This is a genomic window from Streptomyces sp. NPDC001848 (genome assembly GCF_042891915.1).
GTDB lineage: Bacteria > Actinomycetota > Actinomycetes > Streptomycetales > Streptomycetaceae > Streptomyces.
On record NZ_JBIATP010000037.1, the window covers coordinates 1 to 18,563 of the forward strand.

The 18,563-nt window shown below is 69.5% G+C and carries 18 protein-coding genes and 1 pseudogene; 6 read left to right on the top strand and 13 right to left on the bottom strand.

The genetic code is table 11. From position 1 onward, the window contains the following. Positions 1-567 precede the first annotated feature (567 nt). The 3 genes from ACFYZJ_RS39065 to ACFYZJ_RS39075 form a co-directional block, all read right to left on the bottom strand. Positions 568-1,308: a hypothetical protein gene (locus tag ACFYZJ_RS39065; protein WP_388577078.1), complete on the bottom strand. Its 741-nt coding sequence runs from the start codon at positions 1,306-1,308 to the stop codon at positions 568-570. A 180-nt stretch (positions 1,309-1,488) separates the two neighbouring features. Beyond that, positions 1,489-2,352, bottom strand: coding sequence for a DMT family transporter (locus ACFYZJ_RS39070; protein WP_388577081.1), 864 nt, complete (start codon positions 2,350-2,352; stop codon positions 1,489-1,491). Continuing rightward, complete coding sequence (locus tag ACFYZJ_RS39075; RefSeq protein ID WP_388577084.1) at positions 2,349-2,885, bottom strand: hypothetical protein; 537 nt, start codon at positions 2,883-2,885, stop codon at positions 2,349-2,351. Before ACFYZJ_RS39075 ends, ACFYZJ_RS39070 begins: the two co-directional genes overlap by 4 nt. A gap of 907 nt (positions 2,886-3,792) precedes the next feature. Between ACFYZJ_RS39075 and ACFYZJ_RS39080 the strand changes: the two genes are divergently transcribed. After that, positions 3,793-4,590 (top strand): anti-sigma factor family protein, encoded by a 798-nt coding sequence (locus ACFYZJ_RS39080; protein WP_388577087.1) that lies wholly within the window; start codon positions 3,793-3,795, stop codon positions 4,588-4,590. A 135-nt stretch (positions 4,591-4,725) separates the two neighbouring features. Here the strand turns inward: ACFYZJ_RS39080 and ACFYZJ_RS39085 are convergent, their stop codons facing one another. The 4 genes from ACFYZJ_RS39085 to ACFYZJ_RS39100 form a co-directional block, all read right to left on the bottom strand. Further along, entirely contained in the window at positions 4,726-5,238 is a 513-nt protein-coding gene (locus tag ACFYZJ_RS39085) for a DUF6529 family protein (protein ID WP_388577090.1), read from the bottom strand. Between the two features lie 821 nt (positions 5,239-6,059). Further along, a complete protein-coding gene (locus ACFYZJ_RS39090) occupies positions 6,060-7,835 on the bottom strand; it encodes an ABC transporter ATP-binding protein (RefSeq protein ID WP_388577093.1) in 1,776 nt (591 codons plus the stop codon). After that, a complete protein-coding gene (locus ACFYZJ_RS39095; protein WP_388577096.1) occupies positions 7,832-9,007 on the bottom strand; it encodes a hypothetical protein in 1,176 nt (391 codons plus the stop codon). Before ACFYZJ_RS39095 ends, ACFYZJ_RS39090 begins: the two co-directional genes overlap by 4 nt. After that, positions 9,004-10,035, bottom strand: coding sequence for a DUF1611 domain-containing protein (locus tag ACFYZJ_RS39100; RefSeq protein WP_388577098.1), 1,032 nt, complete (start codon positions 10,033-10,035; stop codon positions 9,004-9,006). The genes ACFYZJ_RS39095 and ACFYZJ_RS39100 overlap by 4 nt, the downstream gene beginning before the upstream one ends. Before the next feature lie 424 nt (positions 10,036-10,459). Here ACFYZJ_RS39100 and ACFYZJ_RS39105 point away from each other — a divergent pair, with 424 nt between their 5' ends. The 4 genes from ACFYZJ_RS39105 (at position 10,460) to ACFYZJ_RS39120 (ending at position 13,225) form a co-directional block, all read left to right on the top strand. Then, complete coding sequence (locus tag ACFYZJ_RS39105; RefSeq protein ID WP_388577100.1) at positions 10,460-10,945, top strand: hypothetical protein; 486 nt, start codon at positions 10,460-10,462, stop codon at positions 10,943-10,945. A 367-nt stretch (positions 10,946-11,312) separates the two neighbouring features. Then, positions 11,313-11,915, top strand: coding sequence for a sigma-70 family RNA polymerase sigma factor (locus ACFYZJ_RS39110; RefSeq protein WP_388577103.1), 603 nt, complete (start codon positions 11,313-11,315; stop codon positions 11,913-11,915). Positions 11,916-11,940: 25 nt separating this feature from the next. Next, positions 11,941-12,720 carry an anti-sigma factor family protein gene (locus ACFYZJ_RS39115; RefSeq protein WP_388577106.1) on the top strand — a complete coding sequence of 260 codons (780 nt, stop codon included), beginning with the start codon at positions 11,941-11,943 and terminating at the stop codon, positions 12,718-12,720. A 334-nt stretch (positions 12,721-13,054) separates the two neighbouring features. Then, positions 13,055-13,225 carry a hypothetical protein gene (locus tag ACFYZJ_RS39120; RefSeq protein WP_388577108.1) on the top strand — a complete coding sequence of 57 codons (171 nt, stop codon included), beginning with the start codon at positions 13,055-13,057 and terminating at the stop codon, positions 13,223-13,225. Here the strand turns inward: ACFYZJ_RS39120 and ACFYZJ_RS39125 are convergent. The 5 genes and pseudogenes from ACFYZJ_RS39125 to ACFYZJ_RS39145 all read right to left on the bottom strand — a co-directional run bounded on the left by ACFYZJ_RS39125 (position 13,222) and on the right by ACFYZJ_RS39145 (position 16,470). Next, a pseudogene (locus ACFYZJ_RS39125) lies at positions 13,222-13,676 on the bottom strand (VOC family protein). The gene ACFYZJ_RS39120 and the pseudogene ACFYZJ_RS39125 sit on opposite strands and share 4 nt — an antisense overlap. A 690-nt stretch (positions 13,677-14,366) precedes the next feature. After that, complete coding sequence (locus ACFYZJ_RS39130; protein ID WP_228626747.1) at positions 14,367-14,579, bottom strand: hypothetical protein; 213 nt, start codon at positions 14,577-14,579, stop codon at positions 14,367-14,369. Positions 14,580-14,711: 132 nt separating this feature from the next. Next, positions 14,712-15,167 (bottom strand): hypothetical protein, encoded by a 456-nt coding sequence (locus tag ACFYZJ_RS39135; RefSeq protein ID WP_388577111.1) that lies wholly within the window; start codon positions 15,165-15,167, stop codon positions 14,712-14,714. Next, the gene (locus ACFYZJ_RS39140; protein WP_388577114.1) at positions 15,164-16,165 is read right to left on the bottom strand and encodes a metallophosphoesterase family protein; all 1,002 of its coding nucleotides are present in this window, start codon (positions 16,163-16,165) and stop codon (positions 15,164-15,166) included. Before ACFYZJ_RS39140 ends, ACFYZJ_RS39135 begins: the two co-directional genes overlap by 4 nt. Beyond that, positions 16,165-16,470, bottom strand: coding sequence for a plastocyanin/azurin family copper-binding protein (locus ACFYZJ_RS39145; RefSeq protein WP_388577116.1), 306 nt, complete (start codon positions 16,468-16,470; stop codon positions 16,165-16,167). The genes ACFYZJ_RS39140 and ACFYZJ_RS39145 overlap by 1 nt, the downstream gene beginning before the upstream one ends. 1,056 nt (positions 16,471-17,526) lie before the next feature. On the opposite strand from ACFYZJ_RS39145, the gene ACFYZJ_RS39150 reads away from it, so the two are divergent. Beyond that, a complete protein-coding gene (locus ACFYZJ_RS39150) occupies positions 17,527-17,988 on the top strand; it encodes a sigma factor-like helix-turn-helix DNA-binding protein (RefSeq protein ID WP_388577119.1) in 462 nt (153 codons plus the stop codon). On the opposite strand, the gene ACFYZJ_RS39155 is transcribed toward ACFYZJ_RS39150, so the two are convergent. Next, positions 17,900-18,283 (bottom strand): hypothetical protein, encoded by a 384-nt coding sequence (locus tag ACFYZJ_RS39155; RefSeq protein WP_388577121.1) that lies wholly within the window; start codon positions 18,281-18,283, stop codon positions 17,900-17,902. The two genes, ACFYZJ_RS39150 and ACFYZJ_RS39155, sit on opposite strands and share 89 nt — an antisense overlap. Positions 18,284-18,563 lie beyond the last annotated feature (280 nt).

Genomic DNA, 18,563 nt, shown 5'->3' on the forward strand with positions numbered 1-18,563 from the left:
ACCTCACTCGCCTCTGTCAGAACTTGATCGATGCGGTACCCGGCCGGCAGGACACCGGCAACGCGGTCCTCACGTCCGTGGTCCTCTTGGCGGCCCTGAGGGGCCGTCGCGCCGTTGAGCTGGGCGAACGTCCCTGCCCGTGCCCGGCCCGCTCGCGGCGGCCCTCGGCGTGCAGATGCCCTGGATCCCCTTCTTTGCTCCGGGCTGCACGGATTTCGCAAGAGAGGAGAGTCGAGGACGTCGGCCCTCTGGTGAACCCCGTACCTCTGCTCACGAGAGGGGGAACACCTTGGCCAGGCCCTCCTGAGATGAAGGGCGCCGTCACCGGCCGCCCGGAGGGCGGCGTACGCCTCGTCGGCGCTCTCACGCATCAAGTGCGGCTGAGGACCGGCCCGGTTCGCGGGAGCCGACGGTGAGAGCGATCAGCTCCCGGGAGCCGTCGGGCGCGCCCCGAGAAAGATCCGGACGCTGGCTTTGGCTTCCTCGCGGCGGAGATTGAGGTGAACGCCCCGCAGGCCCCCCGCATAGCCGTGCCCGCCCCCACTCGCCGCCGGGGCAATGTCAGCTTCAGTGGCCGACGGCACCGACAAGGATGACGAGCGCCGTGAGGAGGGCCGCGCGAGTCATCGCGATGGTTGCTGGCACTCCAAGGAATCGCCGCTCCCGAGGATGTTGCTGACGGGCGAGCCTGAGGGCCACCCACGCTCCCTGCGCGAGTACCCCGGCAACGAATGCCAGCAGCAGCGGCATGAGACCGATCGGGATGGGCAGCGCACTGGCCATCAAAGCGCCCGCGGCCGGACTCAGGCAGGCCAGCTCGATCCAGGGCGCCACTCGCCGGCGCAGTTGAGCCCCCAGCAGGGCGGCGAGTGCCAGGCCTTCGCTCGCGGCATGCACCAGCAGCGCCGACACCACGACAAAAGAGGCGGTCAGCGCCAGAGTCGCCCCCTCCAGGAACCGGTGCAGGGCGAGCCCGGATGCCGCGCCGATGCCACCGGCGCGGCCCAGCTCGCACGGGCAGCGAATACGGACCACGACGCCGACAGCCGCATACGAGGCGAGCGCGGTGACCGGCACCGCCCACAGTGGCACACCAGCCCCATGTGCCCCCTCCCACGCGTCGGGCAGAAGATCGAGAACAGCGATGATCAGCAAAATCCCGGAAGCCGCAGCGAGCAGCATGGCCGAACGACCGGATCCACGCCGGGCCAGCCAGGCACCCGCCACCGTGGCGACGGCGACAAGGATCACGGCAACCAGGGTTTCGGTCGCGGGTAGCTGCCAGCCGAGCCAGGGCTTGGTGGTCATGGTGCTGAAGAGTTCGCGGGTCTGGGGCGTGGCCCCCTCCTCTCCTCAATCGAGCGGGTTACCGAGCACCCCCCGCCTTCCCGGCACAGCAGCTCCAGCGCCATGACCCCCTTGGCGAACTCATCCACGAGTACTGCAGTGCCTGACGGTGAATCAGCCAGGACTCGGCGCACACGCAGCTCAGCGCCCGTGCGGGACTTCTGGAGCCACACAGGGGTGGCGGCCGATCAGCACGATGCCGATCACGATCGCCACGAGTCCGACGATCTGCACGGTGAGCGCGCTCGGCGTGGCCTGGAGCCGGTCGCCGATGATGCCGACCCCGCTGGCGATCCCGGCCAGCGGCTGCGCAGCGGTGAGCGCGGGCAGCGAGGAGCGCAGCGGCGCGGTCTGGAATGCTGTCTGGACGAGCACCAGGCCGGTCACGCCGAGGCACGCGACCACGTAGGGCTGCCAGTGCGCGAACAGCACTGCGATCCCGTGCCTGCTGACGATCCGGCTCGAGATGCGGGTGAGGGAGTCTTGCAACCCGTACAGGAGTCCGGCGGCGCAGGCCAGCACGGCCGCCTGGAGCGTCGGCCGGAGGTGCTGGGCGAGCGTGACGAGCAGCCCGGCCAGTCCGACGACGATGCCGAAGAGTATCCAGTGGCGCAGCGGCCCGGCCAGGTGCCCGCCCTCCGACGGCTGTCCGGCGACGAGGAACCCCGTCACGCCCAGCGCCAGCAGCAGCACCCCACCCCAGCCGTTCCAGCCGAGCGGCTGGCCGGTGAGCCAGCGGGACAGCGCCATCGCGAAGAGCAGGTTGGTCGCGGTGAGCGGTTCGACCAGCGACACCTCGCCGTTGGCAAGGGCGATGGTGCTCAGCGCCATGCCCGCGATCATCGCGGCCATGCCGACCAGCCATTGCGGACAACGCATCAGGCCGAGCAGCAACCGGAAGAAGAGAGAGTCAGAAAGGGGCGCCCGCTGGGCCTGTCGCTGCTGGAGGACGAAGCCGACGCCGAGGCAGCAGGCGGCACCGATCCCCGGCAGGAACACGCTCACGACATCACCCTTTCGGCCCGGCGGCGCGCGCTCGAACCCGGCGCATCTCCGCGCTGCGTCCAAAGATTCAGGTGGGCTCGGTGGTGCCCGGGACGGGCGGGCGCGGATCGTGCCTCGCGCTGCGGTCGAGCATCCGGCGGGTGTTCTGTGCGGTTCCCGGGCGAGTAGTGCATCTCCACGACTTCCAGGTCGATGCGGCCCTCGTGTTCCCGAGCGCCGATCGCCCGCATGCGGGGGCGCCGGGTGAGCAGCATGTCGAGGGCGTAACCGAACATGCCGTACGTGGTATCTGCCAGGAGCCGAACGCGGTCGGCGCCGGTCGCGACGTAGCCGTCGCGGGCGATGACAAGCGTGCCCGAGTGGAGGCGGGCGGTGAAGCCGCTGTGTTCCCCGAGCGCCTCGTACAACCGAAGTGCGTGATGTTCGCGCCGCGTACGGGCCGGGCGTTCGGTGGCGGAGGCTTCCACGTGCATGGTCGGTGTGAGCGTCGCGGACGTCACGGGTGCTTGCTGCGAGTGGAGCCTGTCGGTCATCTCAGCTCGCTCCCCTGCGGTCGGTGCGTGGGGTGATCCCGTGGCTGGTAGCGCTTGTTCAATTTCCACGGGCGGTGAACGCCGCACGGTTCGACGGATGCGCACCTTTTGCGAGATCCCTTCGCCGGCGGGCCGCACGCAGACCCACTCCTCGGCACGCGGCACCATGACCGGCTCGCGCGGTGGCGGCGGAGCGGCAAAAAACGCTCGCCTCGGTCACGCAATGTCAGGGGAGGCATCTCCCTCGAGCCTCCTCACTTCGGCCACAGCGCCTCATGAGCGACATGCGGCTGTGCAACGCCGACACCCCAAGTCGCCGAACAGCGTCTTCGGATCGGACGGGCGTGCAACACGACCAGCAGGTCCCCGGGATCATCCGCATCCGGGTCTGACTTGCTCTGCCTCGACTTACTCGATCGCGGTCTTCTCGGCGGCGAGAAGCCGGGTCCACGCTTTGTGGGTCACACCCGTATCGAGGTTCTTACGTCTCGTAGCCGCGCGCGTCGAAACGTAACCCTGGTACCGCGTCTTGTATTCATCGCCGCTGCACAGCGACTCACGCGGAGTGACAAGGGAAGCCCTTTGCAAAATGGGTTTCAATGGCTGATCCGAATCGTTGCGGGAGCCGTGTCTCTTATGAGGGAAATGTGTCCCGTGCAGACAGATGAGGAAGGTGACATCAGCAATCAGGCAACGGGCCGCGGACGCCGCGCAGGAGATGCTGGTGCGGGCAGACCCTGGAACAGACAACCGAACTGTGATGGCCGACGCCCTGCGGACACCACTCCCCCAGACCACCTGCGTCCTGCTGCTGGAGACGTCTATCGGGGCCGGACGACGGTCAAAGCCGCACAGCGCTCGGCGTCCCCATGGGCATCGCGACGGCGGCATGAAGGAGGTGGACAGTATGAATGCGGACCGCGACGCCATCCGGCTGTCATTGGGCGCATACGTGCTGGAGACGCTGTCGCCCGCAGAGTCGGATCGGGTGTGCGCCCACCTCGCGGAATGCACCGAGTGCCGGGCTGAGTACGCCAAACTGGCGGGGCTGCCCGCCCTGCTCGCGTCGATCACCGAGGCCGAGGCCTCGGGTCAGACCGCGCCCGCGCCCAGCGAGGACCGGGTGGACCGGTTGCTGCGACGGGCCGCGCACCGCGCCCGTCCCAGCCCACAGCTGACTGATCCACCCGCCGAGCCGTCCAGCCCGCAGGTGCCCGAGCCCGGTCTGTTGGAGCAACTGCTCCAACAGACCACGGCCCGACGTCGCACGACCCGTCGGCGGCGGCTGGTCAGTGTCGCGGCCGTCTTGACGCTCATGGCCGCGGCCGCCTCCAGCGGCACGTTGCTGGCGATCGTGGGCTCCGCCGGCAGTGAAGTGGCGCAGCCGGGAACGACTTCGCCGGCCCCGGTCCGCACCTTGTCGGCAAGCGACCCCGCCACCGGCGTGTCCGCCTCGGTGAAGCTCTCACCCGCCGCCTGGGGCAGCACCTTGCAGGTCACGGCTGAGGGAGCGCCCCCCGGGACCACGTGCAGGCTGCAAGCGGTCGCGGTCACGGGTGTCGCAGCGACCGCCGCCACCTGGCAGGCCGGCGGTTACTCAGATAGCAACACGATTTCCGGGACAGCACCTATGCCCCCCGGATCCATCGGCCACTTCGACATATACGCGGCCAACGGCCAAAAGCTCCTTACCATTCCGGCGTAAGGTGAACCGGGCCTCCAGCGCGGAGGAGCAGACACTCGATCGCGTGCTCCACAACAGCCTCTCGCGCAGGTTCCTTGACGTACAGCCACCATGATCACCGAGGCGTGCTGCCTGCGCAGCCCAGCAATCTGATTCTCACAGGCCGGGTGCCTGGAAGCCGTTCAGGTGCCAGAAGGCGGCGGCGTACCAGACCAGGGCGATCGCGGTGACGAGGATGCCGCCAGCCAGGGGGAGCGCCCAACCGGGCCAGCGGCGGTGACGGACCACGATCACCTTGGCGACGAAGGCCCCGTAGAGGAAGCAGCCGGTGAGCGAGTGCAGCGCCAGGCGGGTGTCGGTCAGCTGGACACCGTAGGCGGTGATGCAGTGCCGAGCGATGGGGAGGGAGAGGAGGAAGGCGGTCAGTCCGATCAGCCGATGCGTGGTGTGGACACGGTGTGGTGCGGATCGCAGCGTGGGCAGGCGGCCATACATCCAAAAGGCGAGAAATAGCTGAATCAGCGCCAGGCCAAGGAGTGCGGAGCCGAGTTGGGCCTTGAGCATTCTGGTATCGCTGCCGCGTTGCCCGAAGAGGCTGGTCTCGTAGTTGGCGGTGTGTACCCGGCCGCACCAGTAGAGGCCGACCGTAACCGCCACGGGCAGGAGCATCCACAGGACGCCACAGCGCCTTCGGTGGTTGGCAGGGGAAGTGAGACCGCCCACGTGATCAGCCGCCCCCGCTCTCGATTGTGCCGCCCGCGATCCTGCCGCCCCGGATCCCGACGGCACACGACGTGGTGCCGAGCTCGACGCCGGGAATCCCAGTGCGGGCCGACAGCCGGGGTGCGAGGCAATGATCGGTGCGGGCCGACGCGACCGCCGTCGTTGCGGGCGGCGGACTCGTGCCGATCGTCGTACGTCCGCCGCCGGAGCAACCGCTGTGCGCCGACACCCGCATGGCGTCAGCGGCCACTTTGGCGGACACGAGGCGAGGGCTTCTCAACAGGTTCTCCAGCCGTTGCGGTTCGATCCCGCCAGTACGTCGAAGGCTCCTTGCCGGGCGCAGTCGGCGCACCCGGCAGGTACGCGAATCGAGGAGAGCGGTTGGGCCGGACGGCCGATGAGAGAGCCACACCGACCCGGGTGAAGGAAGGCCATGTTCGTAGAGCCGTAGGTGACCTGGACAGATTCCATTCACCGAAACAAGGGGTGTCCGTACTGGACAGCAGGCGGCTGTAAGTGCTGCCACTTGAGCGGTAACGGCAGCAATAGCAACACCCGGCCCGACGCGGCGCTCGAATTCCGAAGGCGGACGCTGCAATTCGAGCCGACCGAAGACATGCTGCGCTGTCAGCCGACGCCCGCACCTGCGGGGTCATGAGCGCCGGAGCGGCGATCGCCTGTCGGTCCGACGCGTCCCGGTCCTGTGATGCACGGACTGAGCAGCTCACATCGGGTACGGCGCCGGGGGTGCCGCCGATGCCTCGACCCTAGCCGTAGACGCGGACGGCCGTCCGGCGCGGGACCTCGTCCCGACCTCCTGACGTGGGCGGTGTCGCAGTGAGCCGGACCGTACGGGTCGCCATGTCCAGCAGCGCTGGGCGGTGTGTGGTCATGACCACCGTGCGGCCGGCGACCAGCCGCCGCAGAGCGCCGATCACCAGCCGCTCGGCGTCCGCGTCCAGGCCGGACGTCGGTTCGTCCAGCAGGACGATGGGCGCGTCGGCGAGCAGCGCGCGGGCGATCCCCACCCGCTGGCGCTGGCCACCCGACAGGCCGGTCCCGCGGTCACCGATCCGGGTGGCGAGACCGTCCGGAAGGTGCTGCGCGAAGTCGGTGACGAGCGCGGCCCGGGCCGCCATGGCCACATCGGCGTCGTCAGCGTCCGGTCGCGCGTAGCGGATGTTCTCGGCCAGGGTGCCGGGGAACAGGTAGGTGTCCTGGAGTACGACCGAGACCTGCCGGTGCAGCCACGACTCCGGGAGTTCGGTGGTCGCACGGCCGTCGATCGCCACCGAACCGAGGGTGGGCGGATACAGGCCCGCGATCAGAGCGAGTGAGGTGGATTTGCCGGCGCCGTTCGGGCCGGTCAGCGCGACGCGTTCGCCGGGCAGGACGGTCAGGTCCAGGTCGCGCAGCGCCTGCCGGGGCCCGTAGGCCATCGACACACGCCGGAAGTCGATCCGCCCGGCCGTTCGAACGGGCAGCCCGGCCTCGCTCCGCGCCGGGGTGCGCGGCTCGTCCAGGATGGCCAGGATGCGCTCGCCGGAGGCCTGGCCCTGGGCGAAGGTCACGGACAGACGGGAGAGCGACTTGATCGGCGAGACCATGCTGTTGAGGTAGCTGATCGCGACCACCAGCTGGCCGACGCTCCACCAGTGGTTCAGCACCCCCGTTCCGCCGATCCACACCAGCAGCGCGGTGCCGCCGGCTGTCGCCAGCTCCAGCAATGGCACCCGGAGCGCCTGTACCCGGGTCGTTGCCAGCCCGGCCTGTAGCGCGCTCTCGCTCTCCACCGCGAAGTGGTGGTCGTGCAGGTCCTGGCGGCCGAAGGAGTGCACCGTGCGGATGCCGTGCAGGGTTTCGGTGACCTGTGCGGCAAGCCGGCCCTCGGCCTCGCGTTCACGGCGTGCCGTCTGGTGGCCGAGCCTGCGGTTGCGTGCCCCGATCACGTAGACGAGCGGGATACAGGCGATGCCGATCAGGCCGAACCGCCAGTCCAGCCACAGGAGTGCGATGGCGAAGCTGCCGACCGAGAGCATGGCGGGGAAGAGCGTCGCGAACAGGGCGACGAGGCTGTCCTTGATGCGGGCACAGTCGGTGATGATCCGGCTGGTCGACTCGCCAACAGCCTGCCGGTCGTGATAGCTCATCGGTAGCCGCTGCAGATGGCCGTAGGCGTCCGTGCGGATCGCCACGCTCATTCGTTCGCCGACGCCGTTCATCACTCGGTCGCCGACGTAGTCGAATACGCCGGAGACGGCGGCGATCAGTATGACCGCCCCGGCCGCGGTGGCGAGCATCGTTGCTTTTCCGGCGCCGAAGATGCCGATCAGGTGGGCGAGCGGGTTGTGCGCAGAGGCCATGCCGAGGACCCGGTCGACCACGGCCGCGATCGGCCACGGCGCGGCGAGGTCGGCGGCCATCTCGCAGATCCGCAGGCCCAGGCCGAGGCAGAGCGTGCCCAGGTACGGCAGGCCGTAGCCGCGGAACCGCCACAGGACCTGTCGCTGGTCCGCGCGCCGTACGCCCCTGGTGCCGGTCACGGCCGGACCGCCGCCGTCCCCGGCCACTGTCCGGCCTCCGACGTCCCGTGCGCCGGGGTCTGCGCGTCCGGTGATCCGGCTCGGGCCTGCATCTGCCGCCGCAGCTCCCGGTTGCGGCCGTAGGGGAGGATGCCGTGGTCGGCCATCGCGCCGGCAACGACCGGGGCGATGGCCGGATCGGCGACGAGCAGCTCGCGCAACAACTCGGAGAATCGGTTCCGCCGTTGCTCTTCCTCGGCCACATCGGCCCCGCGGCTGCCGAATCGGGTCATCGCGGTGAGCAGGGTGCCGACGATGCCGGTACCGTCGGCCTGTCGTACGCGCTCGTGCGCGGTCCACAAGGCGGACCCCCATACGGTGCCGTTGGTGTGTGCCCGGCCGCTGCCCGGGCACAGGCAGGCGGTGGTCCAGCGAGCGTCGAGCCGTCGGCGACGCGGGTCCCACGGTGGGATGCGGCCACGGTGCCAGCCGTAGATGTCAGGGGTGCCGAGGAGGACGGCGGTGAGGAAATCAGCCGTACCCTCGTCGAGGGCGACCTTGCCGTTGTGCTGGTCGAGCGGCGAGCGCAGCCGGTTCGCCCGGAAGTCGGCGGTGTGGTGGCAGATGTGGTGGCCGACCTCGTGGCAGATGATCGCCGGGTTGTGGGCGGGCGCGTGGAAGTAGCGGGAACACCCGGGATCAGGACGCTCGATGAAGCTGCGACCGGTGCCCAGATGGATCTCGCCCGACCGGGCCGGCGGGTCGGACTCCGGCGGTGATGCCTTGCCGGGCAGCCGGTAGTGCCCTCCGCCCCAGCCCCGGCCCGGTACGGAGTGCGGGCCGATCCGGATCACCAGGTGCGGCAGCGGCCGGTCGAGCAGCCGCGCGGCGAGGTTCAGGACGCGAGCAGCGTGGTACGCGGTGTTGGTCACCCCGAAGCCGCGGGCCTGGTACTGGTCCTCCGGTCCGGCAAGCGGACCGCCGCCCGCCGCCGGGTCGAAGAGGTACGCGTGCTCACCGACAGCACGGAACAGGTCGCCGCCGCGCTCGTCCCGTACCGTCAGTCCGGCCAACCTCAGCTCGGCCGGTCCGGCCACGGTGGCGTCGAGATCGACTTCGGCCAGCTGTCCCGGTCCGGCAGGACGGTCCGAATCGATATGGTGATCCGTCAGATAGGCGGTGACCCTCATCATGTCGCGGGAATCCTCTCGGCGAGCAGGTCCACAGCCGCGCCGCCGGCCAGCTGGCTGGGCGAGAGCACCGGCAGACCGGTGGCCGCCTCCGCCTCCCGGGACGCCAGCGGGCTTGCCGTGATCAGCCCGCTGACCGTCAGCACCGGCACCGCGACCGCAGCAAGCAGATCGACCCCGGCGCGTGCGGCGAGCGCATCACCCACCGCGAGTACCGCCCCACGGCAGATGGCCGGCAGTTGACCGACCAGTCGGCGCGTCTCCTCCTGCAGCAGGCCGTCGGCGATCTCCAGCACGATCGCTTCGGCACCGTCGCGGCCGAGCGCGTCACGCATCGCCCCCATGGTCCTCAGCAGCCGTTCGGGCGGATAGCCGAAGGTCGAGGACATCCCGAAGTCGAGGAAGTCCACGACATGCCGGGCACCGGCGTCGATGTAGGCCCAGCGGTCCTTGCCACTGCCGGAGCCGGTGACCTTCGCCGCTCCGGCGACCAGGCCTGCGCGCGTCCAGCCGCTGATCAACCCGGCCGCTGTGGTGGTCTTCCCCGAGTTCATCGACGAGCCGACGACCGCTACCGTCGGCGGTTGCGGGGGCGGCTGCGACTGCGGCTTGGACGGCGGCCGCGGCCGTGCGAAGTGCTCCAGTGACAAGGGACGCCCGTGGCCATCCGTCAGTGGTCCGAGGACATCGAGCTCGGTCGGCGGCGGGCAGCCGGTGTGCCAGGAGACGGCGACGCCGATCACCCCGCCTGCGGTAAGCAGGTGCGCCTTCGGGCCCTGCCGGTGGTAGCCCTCGTAGACGTCGGTTGCATAGCGGTTGCCGCAAGCGCCCACCAGTAGGTCGCCCCTGTGGAGCTTCAGTCTGCGGCCGTGTGCGTCCTCCAGATGCTCGTGGGCCCCGACCTTGGTGACCTGAGTCACCACCAGGTCGCCGAGGCGTTGCGGCACGGACGGTACGCCGAGTCGGCACTGCCCCGCATCGGGCACTGTGCGCGTGACGTGGCTCCACTTCGCGGTGAACAGCTCTTTCATTGGTACTCCTGACAGGCCCTCAGCCTCGACGGGCGAGGGGCCCTTCGCTGGATCTACGGGACGTTGGGGCTCTGGGACGACGGGCCGTCGTGGCTGCCTGCCAGACTGCAACAAGGAGCACAGTTCCGGACTCCAACGCGAAGCAGGCCTGGGGGCGGGCTGCAGACCGTGTTCGGTGAACCCGAACACACCGATCGTGCGGGAGGCCGCGAACCCGGCGAGAGCACCGAGCACCACACCGGCAGCCGCGGCCCGCGCAGCACCGGCGCCGCGGACAGCATCAGGGCGGCGACCGCGAACGTGGCGCTCGCCTGGAACAGGACCAGGGCGCCGACGACGTGGATGCAGCGATACCCGCCCAGGTAGAGCCGGGCATGGATGTAACCGCTCCCGGCGAGAGTACACGGTGGTGGTGGCGTAGAAAGTGACGTCGCCCGGTGCACCTGGTGAATTGACGCTTTGTCATGCCACGTTCCGCTGGCTGATCGAGGGCGGCATCCAGCGACTCGCCTTGCCTGTCCTGGCACTGGTTCATGAGGTCACCTCCACGGTCGCGGCCATGAAGGGAGGTGGTGCTGAGTGCAAGGGCCCGCCCGATCCGGAGTTGGTTGCGGTGTGGGTGTCGGTGTCCTTGTTGGTCCAGGTCGCCGTCGTATTCGTCTTGACCTTCAGGCCGGCCGGCGCGAACGCGAAGTTCCGGGTCGTCACCGCGGTCCCGGTCACCGGTGCCTTTGCGGCCGGAGAGCTTGCCTGCATGCTCATGCAGGGCATCGCCGGGACGCTCGAGGCACTGCCGGAACCGGCGGAAAAGGAAGGCGGTGATCCGCCGCGGGCGCTGAGCAGCCTGCCCCGGCGTGCCCGCAGTGGCGAAGATCAGGCCGCCCGACTGAGCGGCATGCCGACGGCGTAGCCGAGCACGACGGGCGTGGCGTGCGCCGGTAACCGGATGCCGGCGCGTCGGTTGCGACGGCGTAGCCGCTGTACGTGATGACAAGGGGGCCCGACAGGGCGCGGGCAGCAAATCCGCCGTGCTCGCGGAGCGCGTCGTGGAACCGCAGCACGAGGTCGCGCCGCGTGTGCATGGGCCGCAGGGTGCGGGAGGCCCGGAACGGCGGCGGAATCCTCTCGGTCATCTCGGCTCACTCCTTGGGGGACGGGAGGGGGATCCCGGGGATCAGTGCTTATCGGGTTCCACGGATGCCGGTGTCCTCACGTTTCAGCACATAAGCGACTTTTGTAAGATTTTAAATATTTACGCAATATGCGATGATTGTCTTATGCCGTGGAGTCTTCCGAAGCGCGGTCCAACGAGTGAGCCGGATGGCTCCGGGAACCGTGTCTCTGAGAGGGGGACCATTTCCCACGCGGACCAGGAACTGCTCCGCACGCTGTACGCCGAGCACGCCGGGCCGCTGTTCCACTTCGTCCTGCGATTGACCTCGGGAGACTGGCAATGGGCCGAGGATGTGGTGCAGGAGACACTGCTGCGGGCCTGGCAGCACCCCGAGGCGTTCGACCCCGAACGCGGTCCGGCCCGGGCATGGCTGTGTACGGTTGCCCGGCATCTGGTCGTCGACGCCCACCGGGCCCGCCAGGCCAGGCCGACCGAGGTCGATGGCGAGGCGCTGGAACGGGTCGCGGACCGGACGGCCGGGGAAGACGAGATCGAGCAGGCATTGCAAAGCTGGGCGGTGGCCGACGCCCTCCGGACCCTGTCCCCGGAACACCGAGCCGTGCTGCTGGAGACGTACTACAGGGGCCGGACGATGGTCGAGGCCGCGGAGGTGCTCGACCTTCCGGTAGGCACCGTGAAGTCGCGGACGTACTACGCCTTGAAGGCTCTGCGGCTGGCGCTGCAGGAACGGGGTATCGAGCCGTGACAGCGGCGTGGAGGAGGTGCAGACCATGAATGGCGACCGTGACGCCATCCGGCTGTCCCTGGGCGGGTACGTGCTGGGCGCGCTGTCCCCTGCGGAGACGGAGGAGGTGCGCGCCCACCTCGCGGAATGCGGCGAGTGCCGCGCCGAGCATGCCGAACTGGCGGGACTGCCCGCGCTGCTCGCGACGGTCAGCGTGGCCGAGGCCGAGGCCGCGCCCGCAGGCAAGGAACTGGCCGATCGGCTCGTACGGCGGGCCGCCGCAAGCGCGCAGCCGCAGCCTGCGGCCGCTGCCGTACCGGGCGTCCCGCGGCGAACCGAAGGAAGCCGGCTCGACCGGTTGCTCCAGCAGGCCGCGTCCCGACGTCGTACCGTCTGGCGGAGGCAGCTGGTTGGGGTCGCCACGGCCACGACGCTCATCGCGGGGGCAGCGTCGGGAGGCACGTGGCTGGCTACCATCGCGGCCACCAGCGGCCAGGTGGCGCAGCCCGCACCGACGTCACCGGCCCCGGTCCGCACATTCTCCGGAACCGACCCCACCACAGGCGTGACCGCCTCGGTGCAGGTCTCGCCCGCCGCCTGGGGCAGTGACCTGCACGTCTCGGCCAAGGGAGCGCCCCCGGGGATCACGTGCAGGTTGCAAGCGGTCGGGGTCACGGGCGCCACAGCGACCGCCGCCACCTGGCAGGCCGGCGAGTACCCGGGCGGCGCCAGGATTTCCGGGACGGTACCCATGTCGCCAGGAGCGATCAGTCACTTCGACATCTACGCCGGCAGCGGCCAGAAGCTTCTCACCATTTCGGCGTGAGGCCTCGGCACGGCCCCTGTCCCGGGCGGCTGCGGCAGCAGTTCGGGGGCGTGATGTAGCGGTTCATGACCGACGGGCAGTAGCGGGAGATGCCGGGTGGCTTCGGCGCCTGGTCGACCGTTCACAAGCGCTTCCGGCAGTGGCGTGACGCGGGCGTATTCGCCGCCCTGCGGGAGGGCGTGATCGCGGAAGCCGCGAAGCGGGGGGAGGTGGACCTGTTCCTGGTCGGCGTCGACTCCACGACCGCGCGTGCTCACCACGACGCGGCCGGGATGCAGGTGGACCAGGACGTTGTCACCGCCCTGGAGAAGGCCGCGGCCGAGAAGGAGAACCCGTGCCGAGACGATCCGGGCCCGCGGCCCCGTCGGCCCGTCCCCGCCCCCGGCCGGACGCGGTCGCCGGGGACAAGGCTTACTCGTCCCGCGGCAACCGGACCCACCTGCGCAAACACCACACCAAGGCGGTCATCCCCGAGAAGAAGGACCAGACCGCCAACCGGAACTAGGGGCGGACGTAAGGCCGAGTCATGATTTCCATGTTGTGGCCGTCCGGGTCGTCGAAGTAGGCGCCACGGCCACCGAATAGACGGTTGATCTGGCCGGCTTCGGTGTGGCTGGGGTCGGCGTAGTAGGTGACCCCGACCACCTCCAGGCGGGCGATCATGGCGTCGAACTGCTCGTCGGGCACCAGGAAGGCCGTAGTGCCGTGGCTGGATCGGCTCGTCCCTCTTCTCGTAGCATCGGCTCGTCCCTCTTCTCGCAGTAGTCGAGCGTCACGCCGTTGCCGACGTCGACGGGCAGGAACGGCCCAAACGGGGGGCCGACCTTCAGGCCCAGGATCGCGGCGATGAACTCGGCAGACAGGCGCCGGTCGCTTGCGTAGATGGCGGTGTGGTTCAACTGGACACCGGCCACCGGCGGCTCGGGTTCATGCGGGTACCGCTGGTCATAGGACATCAGTGGTGTGTCTCCGGTCTTGTGATCCGCTGGAATGGGGCCCGCATACGGGCGCCGGGAGCAAAGTCGTGGAGAAGGGGACGGGCCTCGTGCCCGCCTCGCGCTCACGACGAGGCCGGAAACCTCACTCGTGCATGGCCCATGGCCGACCCGGCAGTCACCCGACCGACTTTGGTGACCATCACAGGCTGGGCCAATGCCCGTTCCTCGGCTGTGCTCCGCCGCAGGTCAAGCCACCGTTGGAAAATCCGACGTCAATGACATGGCTGGCGAGAGGGGGACGAAGGACGGCGTGGCCTTCGGCCATGGCGTGCAGGAGCCTGGTCGGCTGCTCCCGCGCTTGCCCTGGCAGCCACCTACCTCCTTTCCTGGACCAAAACGCGCCTGCTCAAGGGCAAGTTGGCCATCGCCGAGCCGAAGAGTCTCCGCTACCGACTCCCGCACTTTGCCGCCCGCCTCAACCACGGCGCCCACCGCCTGCACCTGCGGATCGCCGCCACCTGGCCCTGGCGCCACGACCTGGCGGCCGCATTCACCCGACTACGGAGCCTGCCCGGGCCCGCCACCTGAGCCAGTACGACCGTCCCTGCCCAGCCACGACCGAAAACCCTTGGAGGGCCCGACCTCTCCGCGTCGGGCCCTCGGCATGCCCCGCGACCGCGTACGGCCAGCAGGACGTCACCAACGCCGTCAACCCAGCTCAGCCGGAGCCGACTGAAAAGCGGAGGCCAGGTCGTGCTCGGTGATCTCGTCGGCTGGGCGGTGGAGTGTCCAGCGGTGGAGCCCGCCGTCCATGGGCAGCACCTCGACGACGGTTTCCAGCGGTGGGTAACCGAGTTCACCACAGCTGAATTGGCGGATCACGACGGCGGTGTCGTCGTCCAGGCCGAGCAGGATGCGCACAGCGTCCCTCAGTTCGCGAAGGTGCGGCCTCGGCCAGGCGATTCCTGGGCGTGGTTCCAGGTGCATGGGAGATACCTCTTGGTTCCGGGAAGAGTGGCAGGTGTCGTAGACGGCGGGCTTCGCCGTGGTGGCTCAGTCGAATGGTGTGCGGGTGGTGGCCCGGTTCGGGATCGGTGGTCTGACGGGTGGTCGGGCAGCGCGGTGTTGTGTGGCCACCGTCATCTGCCAGATCGCGAGGAGCAGCAGCGTTCCGGTTTCGGCGAGGAGACTGAGGACGGCCTGTGGTGCGGGCTGCAGACCGCGCTCGGTGAATCCGAACACGCCTACGGTGCGCGAGGCGGTGAAGCCGCCGAGGGCCCCGAGCGCGACGCCTGCCGCGGCGGCCCTCAGCAGCAGGGGTGGTGTACCCAACAGCAGCAGGGCAGCGAGGGCGAAGGACGCGCCGGCCTGGAGGAGGAACAGGGGGCCGATGATGTGGATGAAGCGGTACTCGTCGACGTAGAGCTGGGCGTGGATGTATCCGCCGGCGGCGAGGGTTGCGGCGGTCGCCCACCGCAAGGCCGGGATGGGGAGTCTTCGGGTGTTCATGCCAGCCTCTGATCCTTGATGGCCAGTTCGCGGTCGCCCTGGCGGTAGCCGACGCTGCGGATGCCAAGTGCTTCTTTGAGCTGTCGGGCGGGAACGACCTGCGGGGTGGGGGCAGGGGCACGGCCCGGTTTGGGCAGGGGGTAGGCGGTGGTGGTGGCGGAGTGGAAGGTGATGTTGCCCTCTGTCTTGGTGAACAGCTGGTGGACGTGCCCGTTGAGACAGGTGACAGAGGAAAAGCGGCGCAGGAGGGCGATGACCTTGAGGGCGTCGTCGGTGCTCCAGCCCCACTGCGGGTACATGGCGAACAGCGGGATGTGGCTGAAGACCACGATGGGGGTGTCCGACGGCAGTCCGGCGACGTCCTTGCGAACGAAGTCGATCTGGTCATTGCCGAGGTGGCCGAGCTTCTCCAGGCTCAGGGTGTTGACCAGGGCGATGAAGTGCACGCCGTGGGTGTCGAAGCTGTACCAGCCGTCGCCGAGCGTACCCATGCCGAAGGTCCGCCGGTAGGCGCGGCCCGCATCGCCGATGGAGTCGTGCTCGCCCGGAACGGTGAAGACACGCTCTGTCCTCATTCCGGTCATCATCTGCTTGACCTGGTCGAACTGTCCGGCCGTGGACAGGTGGGTCAGGTCGCCGCTGTGCATGACGAAGTCGGGCCTGAATCCGAGCGAGTTGACCTGGTCGATCGCTTCGGTGAATGAGCCGGCCACGTCCATGTTCGCCGGGCCCTGGAACCCGATATGGCTGTCGGAGACCTGCACGAACCGCAGCACGTCGCTTCCCGCGGCGGCTGCACCGACAGCGGCCCCGGCGTTGGTGTCCCGGGAGTCGGCGATGTGGCTGATCACCTCTCCACTGGCCACGGTCAGCACCACGGCGCCGCCGAACCATCCGGCGTGCCGGAGAAGTTGACGCCGGGTCATACCGTGTTCCGTACCGGGCTGACCGGCGTCGTCGTCCGGCGCTCCGTCGTGACGGTCGTAGTAGTCGGTCATCAGGTCACCTCCACGGTGGCGGTCATGAACGGATGGATGGTGCAGAGGTAGGCGTAGGTGCCGGGCTTGGTGAACGTGTAGCTGTAGGTGGCGTGGGTGGCCAGGGCGGCGGAATGCAACGGGCCGCCCGTTCCGGCACTGGTGACGGTATGGGCGTCGGTGTCCTGGTTGGTCCAGGTCACCGTCGTGCCCACCTTCACCTTCAGCGTGGCCGGAGAGAATGCGAAGTTCTTGATTGCAACGGCGTTCCCGGTCACCGGCGCGGCCGGCGCGCCCTTGCTCGAGTGACTCGTGGGCATGCTCATGCTGGGCATCGGCGAGGCGCCGGGAGGGGAGCCCGCCGCGTTCCCCGGCCCCGTGGCACCGGGCATCCCGGGGGTCTGGTGCTGACCCGGACCGGGCGTGATGGCCCCGGCTCCGGAGGACGAGGGATGCGACGACTGACCGCATGAGCTGAGGAGCCCCAGCGCGCCGGCGGTGGCGATGGTGGCGACGGCCAGTCCGGCCGCAGCGCGTGATCGCCGGCCTGGTGTGCGGAAGTTCAGATGCATGGCGCCGGTTCCTCACTGATCAGGCGGTGACGGGGACTGCGCCGACAGGGGGCGCAGGCAACCGCAGGGATGTGTGGTGGATGCCGTGTTCATGGCCTCTCTCGATCGCTGCACGCCTCCATCGCCGCGCAGAGCCGTCGCCGTGGTGTGCGCCGAGTACGGGCCGGGGCCGCGCGGTGGCGGCGACTTCGAAGCGCGGGGGCACGGCGAGCGTGGCCGGTGCCAGGAGCGCATGCGTCGCATGGTGTGTTTCGGTCACCTCTGATCCGTCCTTCGGCATGTGGGGAATCGATGAGGAACTGCGTGCAAGTCGGCTTCTGCCCGGCTCCACGGACAGCGAGGGTCATACGGTTCGGCATATATGCGCTTTTGTGGGACTTCTTGGCATCGCCGCAGATCGGTCGGCCTGCCCGGGCGCTGTGCACGGATGGTCCCGGTGATGTCGTGAGACCAGCCGCCGACGCACCTCCCGCGGCACTACGCAGAGTGTTACCTGTGCCTCGCCGTCCGTTACAGGACAGAGCGGCGCAATACATAATGATCAACTCATCTCGCGGGGTTCCGGAAAGGTGATCCAAAGACCGGTCCGGATCGCTCCGCGGGCCGTGTCTCCGGTGAAGGGGCCCTTTCGGCCGCGGATGAGGAACTGCTGCGCGCTGTGTGCGCGGAGCACGCAGGGCCCCGGTTCCACTACGTGCTGCGCCCGACCTCAGCAGGTCGGTCCATGGGCGGAGGATGTGGTGCAGCAGACGCTGCCGCGGGTTTGGCGGCATCCCCCGCGTTCGATCCCGCACGCGGCGCGGCCCGGGCATGGCTGTGTACGGTCACCCGACATCTGGTCATCGACGCCCCCGCCGGCCTCGGCAGGCCAGGCCCGCCGAGGCCGGCGGCGAAGCGCTGGAGCGAGCCGCCGAGCAGACACCGGGCGAGGACGAGATCAAGCAGGCACTACAGAGCTGGGCGGTTGCCGACGCCGTCCGGACGCTGTCTCCGGACCACAGCGCGGTGTTGCTGGAAACCCACTACCGGGGCCGGACCATGGTGGAAGCCGCACGGGCGCTGAGCATCCCGTCGGGCACCGTGAAGTCACGGACGTACCACGCCCTGAACGTCCTGCGGCCGGCACTCCAGGAGCGGGGATCGAGCCATGACCGTGGTGTGCGGCTGTCGGATCCGTGGGCAGTCAGGCGACGTCGCCCGGGCCGACCGCGCCGACTGCCTGGCGCACGTTCTCCGGAAGCGGTCCCGCCACCGGCGTCTCCGCCTCGGTGAAGGTCCACCCTCCGCCTGGGGCGGCGTCCTGCAGGTCTCCGCCAAGGGCGCGCCCGCCGGAATCACCTGCCGGCTGCAGGCGGTGGGGCTCGGCGGCGCCAGGACGGACGGCGCCAGCCGGCGGGCAGGCGCGTACCCTCCCGGCATCATGATCCCAGGGGCGGTTGCCATGTCCCCGGGAGCCATCGAGCACTTCGAGATCCTCGCAGGCAACGGTCAGAAGCTGGTCACCATCCGATCGTGAGGCATTGACGACCGACACCGCCACGCCGTGCCGCGGCTGCTTCGCCTGCACAGCCTGTCATTGGGGGACCGTGTCGGCACTGGGGCAGCTCAGCGGCTCGGTCGCCGGGCTGTGGCCCGCTCCCGTCACGCGGCTTCGGCAGTGGTGGGCCGACCACCCCGGCCGGGAGCTCTCGGGAGCCGGGCACCCACCGTCGGCTCCCGCGAACCGGCCCGGCCCTCAACCGGCTTGATGCGTGAGTGCGCCGACGATCGTGCGAGGAGACCGAGCTACCGGTGTCCTGCCCGGCCGGGTACGGCATCGATCAAGTTCTGACGCAGGCGCGTGGGCC

Excerpts from the sequence above, each read along its gene's own strand:
- ACFYZJ_RS39115 (WP_388577106.1), top strand. The coding sequence starts at position 11,941 with ATGAATGGCGACCGTGACGCCATCCGGCTGTCCCTGGGCGGGTACGTG.
- ACFYZJ_RS39065 (WP_388577078.1), bottom strand. The coding sequence starts at position 1,308 with ATGACCACCAAGCCCTGGCTCGGCTGGCAGCTACCCGCGACCGAAACC.
- ACFYZJ_RS39135 (WP_388577111.1), bottom strand. The coding sequence starts at position 15,167 with ATGAACACCCGAAGACTCCCCATCCCGGCCTTGCGGTGGGCGACCGCC.
- ACFYZJ_RS39100 (WP_388577098.1), bottom strand. The coding sequence starts at position 10,035 with ATGAAAGAGCTGTTCACCGCGAAGTGGAGCCACGTCACGCGCACAGTG.
- ACFYZJ_RS39080 (WP_388577087.1), top strand. The coding sequence starts at position 3,793 with ATGAATGCGGACCGCGACGCCATCCGGCTGTCATTGGGCGCATACGTG.
- ACFYZJ_RS39095 (WP_388577096.1), bottom strand. The coding sequence starts at position 9,007 with ATGATGAGGGTCACCGCCTATCTGACGGATCACCATATCGATTCGGAC.
- ACFYZJ_RS39145 (WP_388577116.1), bottom strand. The coding sequence starts at position 16,470 with ATGAGCATGCCCACGAGTCACTCGAGCAAGGGCGCGCCGGCCGCGCCG.
- ACFYZJ_RS39110 (WP_388577103.1), top strand. The coding sequence starts at position 11,313 with ATGCCGTGGAGTCTTCCGAAGCGCGGTCCAACGAGTGAGCCGGATGGC.
- ACFYZJ_RS39150 (WP_388577119.1), top strand. The coding sequence starts at position 17,527 with ATGGCTGTGTACGGTCACCCGACATCTGGTCATCGACGCCCCCGCCGG.
- ACFYZJ_RS39075 (WP_388577084.1), bottom strand. The coding sequence starts at position 2,885 with ATGACCGACAGGCTCCACTCGCAGCAAGCACCCGTGACGTCCGCGACG.
- ACFYZJ_RS39085 (WP_388577090.1), bottom strand. The coding sequence starts at position 5,238 with ATGCTCCTGCCCGTGGCGGTTACGGTCGGCCTCTACTGGTGCGGCCGG.
- ACFYZJ_RS39140 (WP_388577114.1), bottom strand. The coding sequence starts at position 16,165 with ATGACCGACTACTACGACCGTCACGACGGAGCGCCGGACGACGACGCC.